Annotated in this window: 14 protein-coding genes and 1 riboswitch; of the genes, 6 read left to right on the top strand and 8 right to left on the bottom strand. The window is 67.9% G+C overall.

Annotated features, from left to right (window positions below):
• Window positions 1–100: riboswitch (glycine riboswitch) on the bottom strand.
• 93 nt (window positions 101–193) lie between these two features.
• From QH195_RS01930 to QH195_RS01905, 6 genes are all read right to left on the bottom strand, one after another.
• Window positions 194–772: a MerR family transcriptional regulator gene (locus tag QH195_RS01930; RefSeq protein WP_280425140.1), complete on the bottom strand. Its 579-nt coding sequence runs from the start codon at window positions 770–772 to the stop codon at window positions 194–196.
• Between the two features lie 175 nt (window positions 773–947).
• Window positions 948–1421: a bifunctional nuclease family protein gene (locus QH195_RS01925; protein ID WP_068037750.1), complete on the bottom strand. Its 474-nt coding sequence runs from the start codon at window positions 1419–1421 to the stop codon at window positions 948–950.
• 200 nt (window positions 1422–1621) lie between these two features.
• Entirely contained in the window at window positions 1622–2425 is an 804-nt protein-coding gene (gene ftsR, locus QH195_RS01920) for a transcriptional regulator FtsR (RefSeq protein ID WP_280425134.1), read from the bottom strand.
• A gap of 62 nt (window positions 2426–2487) precedes the next feature.
• Window positions 2488–2973, bottom strand: coding sequence for an oxoglutarate dehydrogenase inhibitor Odhl (gene odhI / locus QH195_RS01915; protein WP_030520553.1), 486 nt, complete (start codon window positions 2971–2973; stop codon window positions 2488–2490).
• 150 nt (window positions 2974–3123) lie between these two features.
• Window positions 3124–3522 carry a glycine cleavage system protein GcvH gene (gcvH, locus tag QH195_RS01910; protein ID WP_280434114.1) on the bottom strand — a complete coding sequence of 133 codons (399 nt, stop codon included), beginning with the start codon at window positions 3520–3522 and terminating at the stop codon, window positions 3124–3126.
• 42 nt (window positions 3523–3564) lie between these two features.
• Window positions 3565–4206: a CDP-alcohol phosphatidyltransferase family protein gene (locus QH195_RS01905; RefSeq protein WP_280434123.1), complete on the bottom strand. Its 642-nt coding sequence runs from the start codon at window positions 4204–4206 to the stop codon at window positions 3565–3567.
• A gap of 651 nt (window positions 4207–4857) precedes the next feature.
• Here QH195_RS01905 and QH195_RS01900 point away from each other — a divergent pair.
• From QH195_RS01900 to QH195_RS01890, 3 genes are all read left to right on the top strand, one after another.
• Window positions 4858–6264: a DUF2252 domain-containing protein gene (locus tag QH195_RS01900; RefSeq protein WP_280434113.1), complete on the top strand. Its 1407-nt coding sequence runs from the start codon at window positions 4858–4860 to the stop codon at window positions 6262–6264.
• Between the two features lie 64 nt (window positions 6265–6328).
• Window positions 6329–7219, top strand: coding sequence for an NERD domain-containing protein (locus QH195_RS01895; protein ID WP_280434112.1), 891 nt, complete (start codon window positions 6329–6331; stop codon window positions 7217–7219).
• Between the two features lie 138 nt (window positions 7220–7357).
• On the top strand, window positions 7358–8125 hold the full coding sequence (locus tag QH195_RS01890; protein ID WP_280434111.1) for a phosphatase PAP2 family protein: 768 nt from the start codon (window positions 7358–7360) through the stop codon (window positions 8123–8125).
• A 75-nt stretch (window positions 8126–8200) separates the two neighbouring features.
• Here the strand turns inward: QH195_RS01890 and QH195_RS01885 are convergent, their stop codons facing one another.
• The gene (locus QH195_RS01885; RefSeq protein ID WP_280434110.1) at window positions 8201–10132 is read right to left on the bottom strand and encodes an acyl-CoA dehydrogenase; all 1932 of its coding nucleotides are present in this window, start codon (window positions 10130–10132) and stop codon (window positions 8201–8203) included.
• Between the two features lie 340 nt (window positions 10133–10472).
• Here QH195_RS01885 and QH195_RS01880 point away from each other — a divergent pair, with 340 nt between their 5' ends.
• The 3 genes from QH195_RS01880 (at window position 10473) to QH195_RS01870 (ending at window position 15144) form a co-directional block, all read left to right on the top strand.
• A complete protein-coding gene (locus QH195_RS01880; RefSeq protein ID WP_280434109.1) occupies window positions 10473–12557 on the top strand; it encodes a threonine/serine ThrE exporter family protein in 2085 nt (694 codons plus the stop codon).
• A gap of 136 nt (window positions 12558–12693) precedes the next feature.
• Window positions 12694–13377 (top strand): heme oxygenase (biliverdin-producing), encoded by a 684-nt coding sequence (locus QH195_RS01875; RefSeq protein ID WP_280434108.1) that lies wholly within the window; start codon window positions 12694–12696, stop codon window positions 13375–13377.
• Between the two features lie 69 nt (window positions 13378–13446).
• The gene (locus QH195_RS01870; protein WP_280434107.1) at window positions 13447–15144 is read left to right on the top strand and encodes an FAD-binding dehydrogenase; all 1698 of its coding nucleotides are present in this window, start codon (window positions 13447–13449) and stop codon (window positions 15142–15144) included.
• 305 nt (window positions 15145–15449) lie between these two features.
• Here the strand turns inward: QH195_RS01870 and QH195_RS01865 are convergent, their stop codons facing one another.
• Window positions 15450–16271 (bottom strand): IclR family transcriptional regulator, encoded by an 822-nt coding sequence (locus QH195_RS01865; RefSeq protein ID WP_280423001.1) that lies wholly within the window; start codon window positions 16269–16271, stop codon window positions 15450–15452.
• Window positions 16272–16292 lie beyond the last annotated feature (21 nt).

The raw sequence follows: 16292 nt of genomic DNA, 5'->3' as shown, positions 1-16292 counted from the left end.
GGTTCCCGTACGGTCCTGGTGCCTGAGAGATTGACGGGGAGGTGCTGCTCCTTCGGCGCCCGGGACCTCAGCGGACCCGGGACTCTCCCGCACGGCTACGGCGCCCGGTTATCTTAGCCCGGCGACCGGGCCGGACGGGAACTCACCCTGAATGTGTCGTCGGCCGCACCCGTGCCGGTGGAGACGGAGGCTGCTACCCGGTTTTCCGGGTCATGCGTGCTTTGCGCCGAAAGGATAATTCGTCCTCGGGCCGATCGGTGGACTCCGCCGCGCGTTCGGCGGGAAAAGCCGCGATGGCGCCGGTGAGCTCGCGCATCGCACTGTTGACCGCGATCCCGAACACCCCCTGACCGCCCTGCAGTAAATCGACGACCTCTTCCGGCGAGGTGCACTCGTAGACCGAGGTGCCGTCGGAGAACAGGGTGATATTCGCCAGATCCTGTACGCCGCGGCTGCGCAGATGATCGACCGCGATGCGGATGTTCTGCAGCGAAATACCGGCATCGAGCAGACGTTTCACGATTTTCAGGACCAGGATGTCTTTGAAGGAATACAACCGCTGGCTACCCGACCCGGCGGCGCCGCGAATGGATGGTTTGACCAGACCGGTCCGCGCCCAGTAGTCCAATTGCCGGTAGGTGATACCGGCGACCTGACATGCCGTCGGCACCCGGTATCCGACCAGGTCGTCGGGGACCGAATCGTCGGGGAACAATCCGGGTTGTATTTCGTAGCGCCGAGGCGGGCCCACTTCCGACCGCATATCCCGCATATGCTCTGCCACTGAACTACTCCCTTGCTCCGCCGATCTGTGCCCATACCCGACGGCCCGGCGTCGAGTACGAGGCTACTCTTCCCATTCTCTCGGCTGCAGAGGTGCCGATCCAAACGCGACGCGCGGTAACAGTCTCGACCTGTAGTTGAGGTCTAGAAAATATTCGGAAAACTCAACTGTCGGTCGCTTTGAAATCGTCCGGGGATACCGACTCGAGGAACTCCTTGAACTTTTCGACTTCGTCCTCGCGTTCGTCGGGCATCACCAGACCGGCTTCCTCGAGCACGGATTCCGCCGCATAGATCGGGCAGCCCACGCGCAGCGCGATGGCCACCGAATCGGAGGGACGCGCCGATATCCGCACCTCGTTCTCGAACACCAGATCCGCGTAGAAGGTGCCCTCCTTGAGATCCACGATATGGACCTCTTCGAGGGTGTGCCCCAGATCGGCGATCAGAATCTTGATCAGATCGTGGGTGAGCGGACGGACCGGGGTGACACCCTCCTGCTCGAGCACAATCGCCGTGGCCTCCGCCTGCCCTATCCAGATGGGCAGATACCGCTCACCGCTGGCCTCCCGCAGCAGCAGGACGGGCTGGTTCTGTGGCTGCTCGACCCGGATGCCGATCACGCGCATTTCGCTCATCGCACTGCCTCCCATACTCCCCGGCCGCCCGCCCTCGCCGATGCAGGGCTCGCCGTACCACGAGTCTAGGCGAATTCCCGGCGCCGCCGCGATGGCACACGGGCTCCGGAATCGGTGTGTTGCCACCGGCGTAGGCGCCGGCGATTTCGCCGCAGGTCAGGCCGATAACGCCGCCGACGGCGGCGCACAGCGCGGGTGATTCAGCCGCCCAGTGAGTTGCGCACCGAGGCCTTTACCAGGCTCGCGTGCAAGGTGAGCGACAGTGCGGCGAGTTCCCGCACGGTCTCCTCCGCCCGCGCGCGAGCGCCGGCATCGCGGCTCTTCGCGATCGGTGCGGCGATCTGCGCGACCAGCGCCGCCTCCCGGTCCGCGGCGAGCTTGAACGCACGCAGATGCCGGGCCTCCAAACCGAATTCGGCCATCGCCTTGGCCGTAGTGGCCAAAGTCACCGCGTCGGCGTCGAAGAAACCGGCGGGCCCCGGAGTGATCAGATTCGCCCGGATCAGATCCGTAAGGAATTTATCGTCGATACCGGCCTGGTCGAGCAGATCCTCGCGGGTTACCCGGATCTCGTGATCGAATTCGAGTTCGTCGGCGGTGATCCGGCCGGGCTGGACCGCCAACCGGCGCGGCGGCCGCGGTGTCGTCGCACCCTCGTCCGCCATATCCTGCCCCGCCTCCGGACGGGCGGTGCGCGCCCGCGCACGGGCCTCGCGCACCCCGAGCGTCGCGGCTCCGCTGTCGATCGCCTCGAGTTGTTCCTTGATCACCTTCAGCGGCAGGTACTGGTCGCGCTGCGCGGTCAGTACGAACCGGAGGCGCTCACAATCGGCCACCGAGAATCGGCGGTAACCCGAGGGGGTGCGTTCCGGGCGGATCAGCCCCTCCGCTTCCAGGAATCGGATCTTGGAGATGGTGATATCCGGAAAATCCGGCCGCAGCAGATCGAGCACGGAGCCGATCGACATCCCTCCGTGCGCCCACTGCTGCGCCGCGCCTGTCATGACCTCGAGTCTTTCATGCCGAAGCGCCGATCACCCGGATCGGCGCACCGATCATCACTTGTTCACAAACTACCGGCCCCGGCGGCCGAACCGGCCTCCTGCGTCCGCGGGCCGGTGAGGAACACCAGCCGGAACTTGCCGATCTGTACCTCGTCACCGTTCTGCAGTTCCGAGGAATCCACCGGCTCCCGGTTGACATAGGTGCCGTTCAGGCTGCCCACATCCACGACCTGGAAGGAATCCTCGTCCTGCCGGAACTCGGCATGGCGGCGGCTGACGGTGACATCGTCGAGGAAGATATCGCTGTCGGGATGGCGACCGGCCGAGGTGGTCGGCTGATCCAGCAGGAATCGCGAACCCGCGTTCGGACCACGTTTGACCACCAGCAGCGCCGCTCCGACCGGAAGACCTTCGACACCCTGCACCGGCTGTTCGCCGGTCGGCTCGCCGGAGCGCGATGCGTCGACCTCGTTCAGGAAATCCGCGCGGAAGACCGACGTCGTCTCGGCCGCGGTCTCCCCGTAACCCGGGTCTTTGTTCTCGCTCACCGTTTCTCTCCTCCTCGAACCTCATAAACCATGCAGGCAGATGCCGCGGTGCGACGTGGCTCGGCGGCCCCGACTCCGGGCGGCACATCCGTTGGCATTGACCGTACCCTGCCGGGCCGTGCCCGTGCAGGTAGAACCGGGAAGGCTGGATCAGCCCCCGATAACTCCTTGATAACCTGCGGCATCGAGCAGTTCCCCGAGACTCGAGTCCAGTGCCGAGGCACTGTCCACCTCGAGTTCGAACAACCACCCGCCACCGTAGGGATCGGTGTTCAGCGTTTCCGGCTTCGCCTCCAATTCCTGGTTCACCGCAACGACTTTCGCGCTCAGGGGAGCGTAGATGTCGGAAACGCTCTTGGTCGATTCGACCTCGGCGATGCCGTCCCCGGCGGCAACGTCGGCACCGGTTTCGGGCAACTGAACGAACACGACGTCACCGAGTTGCGACTGCGCGTAGTCGGTGATTCCCACCCGGACCCGAGTGGGTTCGATCCGCCGTACCCATTCGTGTTCGGCGGTGTAGCGCAGGTCCTCCGGAGCCCGGTTCACATGGTGTCCTTTCCTCGTGTCGTCGTGCACGATGCAGCAACTCTATGCGAGCCCGCCGGGGTCTGCCGCGCCGGTGTCCCGACCGGGTGCGCCGCCGGGGCGCGGCGGGGTGCGGGGCACCGTACGCGCGACGGCGATCGCGCGGCCGAGGTACAACAGGCCGGTCCACACGTAGACCGCGGTGCCCCAGATGAGCAGTGCCCCACCGAAGGCCCTGCCGAAACCGTCGCCTGCCCAGTCCATCTGTCCGGCCAGCAACCAGGGCAATGCCGACATGAGCGCGAAGGTGGCGGCCTTACCCAGATAGATGACCTCGGGCGGGTCGAGAGCGCGGCGGCGGTACACCGGAAGCGTGAGTGTGAGCACCAGATCACGGCCGATCAGCAGCGCCGCCACCCACCAGGGCATGAGACCGCGGGCGACGAACGCGGCGAGCGTGGTCACCAGGTAGAGGCGGTCGACGAACGGGTCCAGCAGCGCACCCAGCCGTGACGACTGGTCGAGCAACCGGGCGAGTTTGCCGTCCAGGAAATCGGTCAGGCCGCTCACGATCAGCAGGGCGAACGCCCAGCCGTCGGCCCGCTCGACGAGCAGCAACCAGAGGAATACCGGGACCCCGATCAACCGCAGTACGCTCAGCACATTGGGGACCGTGAGCAGCCGATCGGACAGCACCGCTGTCAGGGCACCACGGGATCCGCGGTCCGCGGCCGTGGTCTCGGATCCGCCGGTTCCCGAATCACTCGTCACATGCCAGTGCTTACCGCACGACCTCTGCCGATGCCAGCGCGACCCCCGCGCGACCCGAGGTGACGTAACGACAGGCGAACACTGCGGACTGTCGGTACGAGTGAGAGAAAGATCATCTCGGTAGGCGCCGTTCCGCGCCGGCTTCTTCTGTCCGGCCCGTCGGCTCGGCCCCCGGCGGCGCCTCCGGTCGAGCCGCCACTCGGGCCCTGACAGCGGCAACCCGCGGCGGTCGACCCGGCCGATCGGAGGTCGGCCGCCCGGGCCTGTCACACCGCGAACGCGCCATGGCCGCTCACCATTACCGGGTGCCACGCCGAACCGGGCACCGCGGCGACGTGCGCACCGGATACCCGCCGAGAAGCCGGTATCGGCCGGTGGCGAGAGACCGCCGGGACGGTGCTGAACGCGGCTTGCGCAGGCCCCGGCGGCGACATCCGGCCGGGCACAACCACCGAGCCGTTACGCCGGGCCCCGTGTACCTGCCGATCGCCGAACCGTCCCTCGGACGGTGGCACCGGGTACGGCATACCGAATCGCGCCGCGCTGCCCGGCGCGGGCCGCCCGAACCGTGGGTACGGTTACCCGGTGTCGAACAGTCGTATCCCCTTGCGCTCGTATATCCCCGCCGAGGACGTGCTGGCCCGCGGCCGGGCGGTGCGCGACCGGGTACCGAGCACCGCCCGCGACCGCGCGATCCGCACCGACGGGCGGCCGTCGGTCGTCGAATTCGTCGAGACCACCAACAAGGGCCGGCTCGAGCATCTGGTTCCGTTGCGCATCGGCCGGATGATGGCGTCGCCGTTCGCGTTCTACCGGGGCGCGGCGGGTCTGATGGCCGGCGATCTGGCGGGGAGCCCGGATACCGGGTTCCACGCCCAGCTCTGCGGTGACGCGCATGCGGCGAACTTCGGTCTGTACGGCACCTCGCGCGGCGAGATCGTCATGGATATCAACGATTTCGACGAAACCGTGCCCGGGCCGTGGGAATGGGATCTGGAACGGCTGGCGGCCAGCCTGGTCCTGGCCGGACGGGCCGGCGGTGCGGACGAAGACGAATGCCGTACCGCCGCGGCCGATGCCGCGCGCAGCTACCGGCGTACGGCCGCGGCCCTGGCGCAGCGACCGTTCTTGACCTCGTGGTCGGCCTTGGCCGACGAATCGATTCTGGATCGCGTCGAAGCCGACGATCTGCTCGACAATTTCAAAAAAGCCGCCAAGAAGGCGCGTAAGAACAACAGCGAGAAGATCGTTCGCAAGTGGACACATATCGACGATCACGAAACCGGTATCGAAAGTCACCGTTTCGTCAGTGATCCGCCGATCCTCACCACCGTGGCGCAGGAGGTCGAGGATGCGGCCATCGATGCGCTGGAACGGTACGGAACGAGCCTGCGCGAATCCCGGCAGGGACTGCTGGGCAGGTTCGCGGTCGCCGATATCGCATTCCGGATCGTCGGCACCGGCAGTGTCGGGCTGCACAGCTATGTCGCTCTGCTGCACGGGAATGCGGGTGAGGTACTGGTGCTACAGCTCAAACAGGCCGCGCCCTCGGCCTTGGCGCCGGTGCTCGGAATCGCCGCGCCGAAACACGAAGGTAAGCGAATCGTCCAGGGCGCCAGGCTGGTTCAGACCGAAACCGATATCCTACTCGGCTGGACCACCATGGCGGTTCCGCAACCCGGCGGTGGCAGCCGGGAGCTGCCGTTCATCGTCCGCCAGTTCCGCAATCTCAAGGGCGGTATAGCGCCGGAAGAACTCGAACCGCACGATCTCGACGACTACGGCCGGCTCGCCGGCGCCCTGCTGGCCCGCGCCCACGCACGGTCCCTCGATCCCCGGTTGATCAGCGGCTATCTCGGCGACGACGCCGACTTCGACGGAGCCGTCGCCGATTTCGCGGTGCGCTACGCCGACCGTACCGAAGCCGATCACGACGAACTCGTCGCCGCGGTTCGGGCGGGGAAACTTCCGGCGGAGGAGCCGGACCGGTAGTTTCGAGGGGTGCGCCGCGCTCGGCGCCGCAGGAGTCTCGGTTCGGACGCGAAGGGCGGTCACCATGCTCGTGCAGGTACAGGACAGCACCGATAGTTTCGCCGAGCGGGCGCTGATCGATTGGCTCAGCGGCTGGGGTACCGTCGACAGCCCTCACGGAGTCGCGACCCTCAACTGCGATCTGCGCTACGACAACGAGACCCACCACTTCGATGCCGTCGTGTGGACGCCCACGAGCTGCGTTGTCATCGATGTGGCAGGTCTGCGCAGCGATCAGGGCGGCACTCTGCACGTCCCTCTCACCGGCAGGTCGACGCTCAACGGGGTCCGCGCGGACTTGGAAGCGGCCGACGACCGTTCGCTACTGGAACGATCCCGCGAACACACCTTCGCGATGCAGAACTGGCTCGCCGCTCGGGGGCTCGGACAGCGCGTGGTGCACGGTGTCGCATTGATCGTGCCGTTCCAGCGGGTGCCGGTACAGATCGACCAGAAGGTGCAGGATCCGAGTTTCGATGTCATCGTCGGTGACGACCCCGACCGACTCCGGCACTATTTCGGTGTCCTCGCCGAACGCGAATCACACCGCTGGACCGCCAACGATGTGGCCGCCGCATTCCGCGGCCTGGGTATCCTGCCGTACCTGCCCGCACCCCAGCTCTTGATCGACGAGGGTTTCCTCGGCCCGATCGACGTCACGCTCTGGCACGGCAGCCCGGCTCAGGCGGAGGCGGAGCAATACGCCGAGGATCTGGCCGAGATGGAACGGCTCGCGGGAACACGCCGGTTTCGCGCGCCCTGGTACAGCCCGTGGCTCCTGTATCCGAGAGAGACCGGCGATATCGATTTCGGCCGGGCCTTCATGCGCGCGATGTACGCGCTCGGCATATTCGTCGCGGTCGCGTGGGTCGTGTGGTTCCTGATCACGGCGTTCGTGACCTACGGGCCCGGCTGAACCGCGGTAGATCGGTGAGCCGAGGGACCCCAGCGGACGAATCGGCGCGACCGGACGGAGCCGCCTGTGCATCGTTGCGCCGAGCCGTCGCGGCAGCACGATTACCCCGTGGCCGACCGCGGTAGCTAGGGTCGGCTCGTGAGCACCGCACCCGGCGCGCCGAACCCGTACCCCGCGGACCGGCCCACCGGAGACAATCTCCGTCCGGCCGGAAACCGCCCGGGCCCACCGGCACACCTGTCCACCGCCACCGGGAACGAACCGGCGGGCCCGCATCCGGATGCCGCCGCGACCCCGCAGACCGCCGGGCCCGTGACCACGGGAGTCGTCGCGACGACCGCGGGAGCGGTGGCAGCGGCGTTACCGTGGTCGTTCCCGCCCGGTGGCGGGCCCACCACCCTCGATCTGGCGGTCGGGGCACGGGTGGACCCACGCTTGGATCCACGGCCCTGGGTCGCCGAGGTCCTCGCCCTGGCGACCAATACCGGAGTCGTGCTCGCGTTGCTGTGCGGTGGTGCGGTGTGGTTCGCCTGGCAACGCCGCTGGTGGGAGACGGCGACCGTGATCCTGGCGCCGGAGGTCGCGGTGGCCGTGAACACCTGGGCGCTGAAACCCTGGTGGGGGCGGCCACTGCACGACTATCTCGCATATCCGAGCGGACATACCGTGCATCTCGTATCGGTGATCACGGCATTGATCCTGCTGCTGCGTTCGGTGCGGGCCCGCGCGGTGATCGTCTCGCTCGCCACGGCCGCCTGGTGTGCGGCAGCGGCGGGCATGATCGCACTCGACTACCACCATGCCACCGATGTCATCGGCGGAGCGGCCGCGGGAATCTCGCTGACCATCGCCCTCTATTGGACGTCGGTGTGGATCCGCCGCACGTTCGGGCCGCGCCCACGCTGACCTGTGCGTCCGGCCCCCGGCGACCGCTCACCGACCGGGGGCGCGTCTCGGCGTCCATGGGCCGAGCCGGAACCGCTAGTGCCGTTCGTAGACGCTGGCGTCCTCCAGCATGGCGGCGTCCAGCATCGATTCCGGCACACCGAGTGCTTCCACCAGGGTGAGGGCGTCCGGGCGGAGGCGGTCGACCAGCTCGTTCACCCCGCGCCGTACGGCCTTGGCCCGTTCCACCGAGATGAACCGGTGCATGATGAACCAGGCGGAATTCTCCTCCAGTACGGAGTACACGTACAGATCACAGACGGTTTCGGCGAGCGCGCGGGCCGCTTCGTCCTCGATATCGGCGATGCCCTCGATGAACGCCTCGAGAACCAAACGATCGATATGGGCGGATCCGGCCGCGAGGATATGGTCCTGCGCGTTGTTGAACGCCTCGAACGGTCCCGTCTCCTCGGCGCGGGCGCGCAGCCGGTGGGCGGCGGTGCGGGTGAGATAGTCCTCGCGGTCGGCGAACAGCTGCAGCTGAGTCGCGCGTTTACCGAGATCGCCCTCGTCGACGGTTTCGCCGCCGCGGTCGCGCAGGGTCTGGATCAGCTGACGCACGCCGGAGCGTTTGCGCACCACATCGCCGGCCATCGTCGCCGCGAAGCGGACCCAGCCGAGGGCATCCAGGTCGCGCACCTCATCGGCGTAGGCGGTGAGAATCTCCTTGGCGACCAGCTGGGTGAGCACCACATTGTCGCCTTCGAAGGTGGTGAACACATCGGTATCGGCTTTCAGCGTGACCAGGCGGTTCTCCGTGAGATAGCCGGCACCGCCGCAGGCCTCCCGGCATTCCTGGATGGCGCGGGTCGCGTGCCGGGTCTGCGCCACCTTCAGACCGGCGGCGCGTTTCTCCAGGGCACGCTGCGAATGCGGGTCGATATCCTGGCCGGTCTGCACCAGATGCATCCGGCGGACCAGATCGTTCTGCGCGAAGGCCAGCGCGTAGGAGCGGGCCAGCAGCGGCAGCAGCCTGCGCTGATGCATGCGGTAGTCCAGCAGCAAGGTTTCCCCGCCGTCGTCGGGGTTGCCGAACTGGCGGCGCTTCAGTGCGTAGCGCAGCGCGATGCTCAAGGCCACCCGGGCTCCGGCGGCCGCGGCGCCGCCGACACTCACCCGGCCGCGGACCAGAGTGCCGAGCGTGGTGAAGAATCGCCGGCTGGGATTGTCGATATCCGAGCTGTAGGTGCCGTCGGGGGCGACATCGCCGTAGCGGTTGAGCAGGTTCTCGCGCGGTATCCGCACGTGATCGAAGACGATCCGGCCGTTGTCCACCCCCGGCAGGCCACCTTTGCGGCCGCAGTCGGAGGTGGTGACACCGGGCAGATCGTTGCCCTGTTCATCCCGGATCGGGACGAGTAGGCAGTGCACTCCGTGCTCGCCCGCCGGTGTCCGCAACTGCGCGAAGACCGCCGCCATCCGGGCGTGTTCGGCGGCGCCGCCGATGTAGTCCTTACGCGCCGAGGGAGTGGGTGTGTGGATGACGAACTCTTCGGTGGCCGGATCGTAGGTGGCGGTGGTCTCCAGATTCGCGACATCGCTGCCGTGCCCGGATTCGGTCATCGCGAAACAGCCGAGCAGGTCCAGCGTGATCAACTGCCGGATGTAATCGCTGTGGCGTTCGGTACCCAGGTTTTCCACGGCGCCGCCGAACAGGCCCCACTGCACCCCGGACTTCACCCAGAGCGAGAGGTCGGCGTAGGCGAGCATCTCCAATCCGACGACGGCGGCGCCGGGCTCACCGGTACCGCCGTGCTCGCGCCGGAACCCCCTTTCGGCGAGGCCGAGCTTCGCGATCGCGCGCATCTGGTCCAGGACCCGGGCGCGGGCGGCGGGGAGATCCAGGTCGGGATCACCGGCGAACCGCCCGTCCGCGAGCTGGGTGCGGGCTTCTTCCCGGACCTCGCCCCACGGCCCGTCCAGTGCCTGCCGTAACTGTTGTGCTGTCGCAGTGCTGCCGGTGCTCATGCCTTCGACCCTAATGGCCGCGGCGGGGCGGAGCCCGGCGACAAACCGCACACGATCACGGTGCCCGCGGGCGTACATGGTGACGACGGGAGCGGGTATGCCCGCCCCACTGAGCCAGGCCCGCACCGCAGTCGGCGTCGATGCGCCGGGGGCATCGGGAGGGAGTGCGTAACGCGTGCGCGGCGCCGGCCGACGCACGGGGTGAGAACTCGCTCAGCTGGGCAAACGCGTCCCTTTTTCCATTTGGAACCTGAAATAAACCGGTACGTAACGAAGATCACATTCATCCGACCTATTTTTCGGTGGATAAGAGACCCCTTCGGCCACTACCTTCGCGGCTATGGCTGCGCAAGGATTCCTGGAAGGAGCGACCTCCCCACCACAGATCTCTCCGGACCCGTCGGGTTATGCCGAACATCGGCGTACTCCCCTGCGTTTGCCTGTGATCACCGGTGCCATCAAGAAATTGGTCGCCGACCGCCCCGCCACCGCCGATACGATCGTCTCCGCACCCGCCCCGCTGCAGCCGATCGACCTCACCGACGACGCCGCCGTGGCCGAAGTGATGGATCTGGCCATCCGAATGGGCGAAGTGGTGCTGGCTTCGGGCTCCGCCGTCACCGATACCGAGACCACGGTGCGTTTCATCGTCGCCACCTACGGTCTGTCGGAATGCGACGTCGAGGTCACCTACAACGCCATCCGGATCTCGGTGCATCGCGGCCGGCGACTTCCCCCGGTCAGTTCCATGCGAGTGGTGCAGTACCGCTCCCTGGACTTCACCCGGCTGGCCGCGGTGGATCGGCTCACCCGCCGGATCCGCCGCGAGATCGTGCCGCCGGCCGAAGCACGCGCCGCCCTCGATGCGATCACTACGGCCCCGCACCCCTACAAACGGTGGACCGCCACCTTCGGCTGGTCGCTGATGGCCGCGGCGATTTCGCTGCTGCTCGGCGGTGGCGCACTGGTCGTCGCCCTGAGCTTCGTCACGACCGCTCTGATCGACCGGACCAACCGCGCACTCAACCGATACGGATTGCCGTTCTTCTTCCAGCACCTGGTGGGCGGCGCCATCGCCGCCACACCGGCGGTGGTACTGGCCGCCGTCGCCGAACCGCTGGGGATCTCGGTGAGTCCGACGCTGATCATCGCGGCCGGGATCACGGTGCTGCTGAGTGGGCTGAGCCTGGTGGGCTCGGTCCAGGACGCGATCACCGGGGCGCCGATCACCGCGGGCGCGCGGATGCTCGAATTGCTGATGATGACGGGCGGCATCATCGCCGGTATCGCACTCACACTGCGGGTCGGCGAAATGTTCGACGCGACGGTGCCCCTGGATCTCGGTCCCGGCCATGCGCTGACCAATCTGCCGGTACAGGTCTTCGCCGGCGCCACCGCGGCACTGGCATTCTGCCTCGCCTGCTACGCGGAGAAACGAGCACTGGCCGCGGCCGCCGGAAGCGGTGCCATGGGCACCATCTGCTACCTGCTGGTGATGGCGGCCGGATTCGGGCCCGTGCTCGCCGCCGGTGCGGCGGCCGTGGTGATCGGTATGGTCGGTGGTCTGCTGGCCCGGCGGGCGCTCACGCCGCCGCTGGTCGTAGCGCTCGCCGGTATCACCCCGCTGCTGCCCGGACTGAGTATCTACCGCGGCCTGTACGGCATGCTCAACGACGAGATCACCCGCGGCGCGGACCAATTGCTGGCCGCGTTCGGAATCGGCTGCGCGCTGGCCGGTGGGGTGACCCTCGGTGAATGGTTCGACCGGACCGTGCGCCGCCCGCCGATCCTGCGCAAGTTCGGCGCCCTGCGGCGCCCGGTGGTCACGCGCAAACGGCTGCCGTCGGTGAACCTCGCCAAACGCCTGTACTCGGTGAACCTGGGCAAGCGCCGGTCCGCCGCACCGGTCCGCGCACACGGCCCGGTACTGGGAGCCGCGCCCGCCGCGGTCATGGCTCCACCGGATATGCCGGTGGGATTCCCGATCGCGGGGCAACTGCCGCAGGCGCCCATTCCGGTCGCCCCGCAGCCACCGCGGCCCACCGCACCACGGGGACCGGTACCGCCCGCGCGCGGCCGGGCCACGGTCTCCGGGGTGGACTACCACGTCTGGACCCACGACCTGGATCCGGCACCGTTGAGTTCGGCCGTATCGGCGCAGTCGCTGGACCTGTCCGAAACCTCGGCTGCGGCGGCGTCGCCGGAGATGCGCGAGATGCCGGTACTGCCCGCGGATCTGCTGGCACTGCCCACCGCCGCACTGGGCATGGCCGAGGATATGCTGCCGACCGCGGCGATACCGTTCACCCCTCCGGAGCCGGTCGGCGTCGGCGCCACGGCCGAGCCGGTGGGCGTGGGAGCGGGCGAACCCGGCCCGGTGCCGACCGAGCCGCTACCGGCGTCCCGGCGTTCCGACGCCGACTGACGGGCATCCCCACAGACGGTTCCCGCCCGGTATCGTCGGGTTGCCGACTGCCGGCGGCGGCGTGCTGCAAGCCACGCCGTCGCCGGCGGCGTGACGTGCGGCGGCCAGCCGCCGTATTCGCAGGAAGGGTTTGTTGATGCCGGAGACCACCGAGACCGCCGATCCGGCCGCCCCCTTTTCCACCCGGATCCGGGAGGCCACCGCGCGCGAGCACGAGGAAGCGGAGAATTCGACCTTCATCACCGAGATGCTCGCCGGCACACTCGGCATCGAGTCCTACCGCCGCTACACCGCGCAACTCTGGTTCATCTACCGGGCGCTGGAAGATCACAGCGCCGCCCTCGCCGGCGATCCGGTGGCGGGCCCGTTCATCAAACCGGAACTCGCGCGTACGGCAGAGCTCGAACGTGATCTGGCACATCTGACCGGGCCCGGCTGGCGGGAACAGCTGGATCCGCTCCCGGCCACCGCCGCCTACGCCGCGCGGATCGAAGAATGCGCTCGCACCTGGCCGGGCGGCTATATCGCGCACCACTACACGCGGTACCTGGGCGATCTGTCGGGCGGACAGGTGATCCGCGGGCATGCCGAAAAGCTCTGGGATCTGCCGCATCGCGGGGACGGCGTTCGCTTCTACGTTTTCGACGGTATCGGTAATCCGGCGGCGTTCAAACGGGAATACCGTGCCCTGCTCGACCGTATCGGCGCCGACGAACTCGAACAGCGCCGCATTCTGGACGAGGGTAAACGGGCCTTCGTATTGAATCGCGCGGTGTTCACCGAACTGGCCGCCGAATTCGCGGTCCCACGTCCGGGCTGAACTCCACTCGGGCCTCCCACGGGTCTGATAAGTTTCCCGCCGGTAACTACCGTGAGCGAAGGGTGAACCGTGTCCGAAACCTCCCCCGGTGACCGGGCCTCCGACGAGTTTCCCGTGATCGTCGTCGGCGCCGGATTGGCCGGACTCGTCGCCACCTACGAACTGACCAGGGCCGGGCATCGCGTTCTCGTCGTCGACCAGGAGAACCGCAACAATCTGGGTGGGCAGGCCTTCTGGTCGCTCGGCGGGTTGTTCTTCGTGGACAGCCCGGAACAGCGGCGGCTCGGCATCCACGACTCCTACGAACTCGCCCTGCAGGACTGGCTGGGTTCGGCCGGATTCGACCGCGACGACGAAGACCACTGGGCACGGCAGTGGGCGCAGGCCTATGTACGGTTCGCGGCCACCGAGAAACGCGACTACCTCTACGACCTGGGCCTGCGGGTCACTCCCCTGGTCGGCTGGGCCGAACGCGGTGGAGCGCTTGCCGACGGTCACGGCAATTCGGTGCCGCGGTTCCATATCTCCTGGGGCACGGGCCCCGGCGTACTCGAGGTCTTCCTGAATCCGGTCCTGGAGGCGGAGCGCAACGGCCTGGTGCGGTTCGCGTTCCGGCATCGGGTCGACGACCTGCTCGTCGACGACGGCGCGGTCACCGGGGTCCGCGGCAGTGTGCTGGAACCCACGGAGCTACCTCGCGGGGTCGCCACTTCACACACCGTGGTGGACGATTTCGAATTCCGGGCCGGCGCCGTCGTGGTCACCTCCGGCGGTATCGGTCACAATCACGATCTCATCCGGCGGAACTGGCCGGTCGACCGGCTGGGTCCCGCGCCGCGCACCATGATCTCCGGGGTTCCCGCTCATGTGGACGGCCGGATGCTCGGTATCGCCGAATCCGCCGGCGCCGCCCTGGTGAACCGGGACCGTATGTGGCACTACACCGAGGGGGTCAACAACTGGGACCCGATCTGGCCCGACCATGCGATCCGCATCATTCCCGGCCCGTCGTCGCTGTGGTTCGACGCAAACGGTAAACGGCTGCCGGCACCGTGTTTCCCGGGTTTCGATACCAACTCCACGATGAAGGCCATTCTGTCGACCGGCCACGACTATTCGTGGTTCGTGCTGACCCAGGCCATCATCGAGAAGGAATTCGCGCTCTCGGGATCGGAGCAGAACCCGGATATCACCAGCAAGGACCGGCTCAGCACGGTGCGCAGCAGGTTCACCAAGGGCGCGCCCGCCCCCGTGGAGGCGTTCAAAGAGCACGGCATCGATTTCGTGGTCGCCGACAGTCTGCGCGAACTGGTGGACGGTATGAACGCGCTCGCCCGCGGCCCGCAACTCGACCATGCGGACATGGAACGACAGATCGTCGCACGCGACCGGGAGATCACCAACAAGTTCAGCAAGGATGCCCAGGTGACCGCGATCCACAACGCGCGTACCTTCTTCGGCGACAAGACCGCCCGGGTGGCGAAACCCCACCGCATCCTCGACCCGGCCGCCGGGCCGCTCATCGCGGTCCGGCTCAATGTCCTCACCCGGAAAACGCTCGGCGGCCTGCAAACCGATCTGGACTCCCGGGTGATGCGCCCCGACGGCACTCCTTTCCCCGGGCTGTACGCCGCGGGTGAGGTCGCCGGATTCGGCGGCGGCGGCCTGCACGGCTACAACGCGCTGGAAGGAACGTTCCTCGGCGGATGCATCTTTTCCGGCCGCGCCGCGGGCCGTGCGCTCGCGCGGTCACTGACAAAATCCTGACCTGGCCGTCACCTCGGACAATCCCGGCCCGGGGCCTCGTCGTGTCGTCGAGCTGCCGTCGATTCCGCGTGCGCCTCATCGAAGAGTACCCAGCCGTCCCGTGGACCGGCTGAGCGTCCTTCGGCCGAACAGCCGCGCCGGACGGCCGCGTCGAGGAGCGCCCGGGCCGTGCCGGGCTCGTTCGAGTTCAGCCAACCGCGTTGTGTCCGGACGACCCCCGCCGTGGAGACACCACCGCCAGAGGAATTGCTGCCCACGTACCTCCAGTACGCGCGGGTGGCGGCTGTTCCGCACGGTTCCGGGCCTCACTCGCGGGAGAGCAGCCGGCCCGCTTCGGCCGCCAGCGCACCCAGTTGCCGGGCTTGGAGGCCGGTGTCCACGACGGGGCGTCCGGCACCGATCCGCGTGGCGAGCGACAGGGCCGCCACCGCCACTCCCCGGCGTCGCACGGGTACTGCTACACAGCCGATTCCGGTGACCGCCTCCTCGTTGTCCACGGCCACCCCCTGGCGGCTGCGGATCCGGGCCAGTTCCCGGTGCAGTTCCAGCCGGTCCCCGATCGTACGGGCGGTGAGCCGGGGAAGCTGTTCCCGCAGCGAGGTTTCCACGACGCCGGGATCCAGGCTGGCCAGTAGCGCTTTACCGAGGGCGGTGCTGTGCGCGGGCAACCGGCCGCCGACCCGGGTGGGGACGGTGGCGCTGTTACGGCCACCGGTTTTGTCCAGGTACACCACGTCCCGGCCGTCCAGGACACCGAGATGTCCCACCGAGGCGGTCCGCTGGCACAGTTCGTGCAGTAGCGGACCGATCACTGCGCGCAGTTCGTTGTGCCCGGCCGCCAGTCCGCCCAGTTCCAGCGTGCGCAGGCCGAGGCGATAACCCCCGGGCGAATGCGCGAGCCAGCGCAACCGGATCATCTGATCGAGGATGCGGTGCACCGTGGACCGGGGCAAGCCGGTGCGCTCCACCAGATCGTGCAGCGTGAGCACCGGTGTGGCAGGCGCGAACGCGTCCAGGATCAATGTCATCCGCTCGATCATCGATACCGGTGGAGCCGGCCGGACCGGCTGTTGCCCGCCCTGCCACGACCCGCCCGGTTCCGGGTCGGCCAGTACCTCGACCGTCAAGACTTACCTCCATCGTGCAGC

The organism is Nocardia carnea (assembly GCF_029868855.1).
In the GTDB taxonomy this organism is placed as follows: domain Bacteria; phylum Actinomycetota; class Actinomycetes; order Mycobacteriales; family Mycobacteriaceae; genus Nocardia; species Nocardia carnea_A.
This window is presented reverse-complemented; position numbering and strand designations above follow the sequence as displayed.

Excerpts from the sequence above, each read along its gene's own strand:
- QH195_RS01930 (WP_280425140.1), bottom strand. The coding sequence starts at position 772 with ATGCGGGATATGCGGTCGGAAGTGGGCCCGCCTCGGCGCTACGAAATA.
- QH195_RS01925 (WP_068037750.1), bottom strand. The coding sequence starts at position 1,421 with ATGAGCGAAATGCGCGTGATCGGCATCCGGGTCGAGCAGCCACAGAAC.
- ftsR (WP_280425134.1), bottom strand. The coding sequence starts at position 2,425 with ATGACAGGCGCGGCGCAGCAGTGGGCGCACGGAGGGATGTCGATCGGC.
- QH195_RS01895 (WP_280434112.1), top strand. The coding sequence starts at position 6,329 with ATGCTCGTGCAGGTACAGGACAGCACCGATAGTTTCGCCGAGCGGGCG.
- QH195_RS01885 (WP_280434110.1), bottom strand. The coding sequence starts at position 10,132 with ATGAGCACCGGCAGCACTGCGACAGCACAACAGTTACGGCAGGCACTG.
- QH195_RS01880 (WP_280434109.1), top strand. The coding sequence starts at position 10,473 with ATGGCTGCGCAAGGATTCCTGGAAGGAGCGACCTCCCCACCACAGATC.
- QH195_RS01875 (WP_280434108.1), top strand. The coding sequence starts at position 12,694 with ATGCCGGAGACCACCGAGACCGCCGATCCGGCCGCCCCCTTTTCCACC.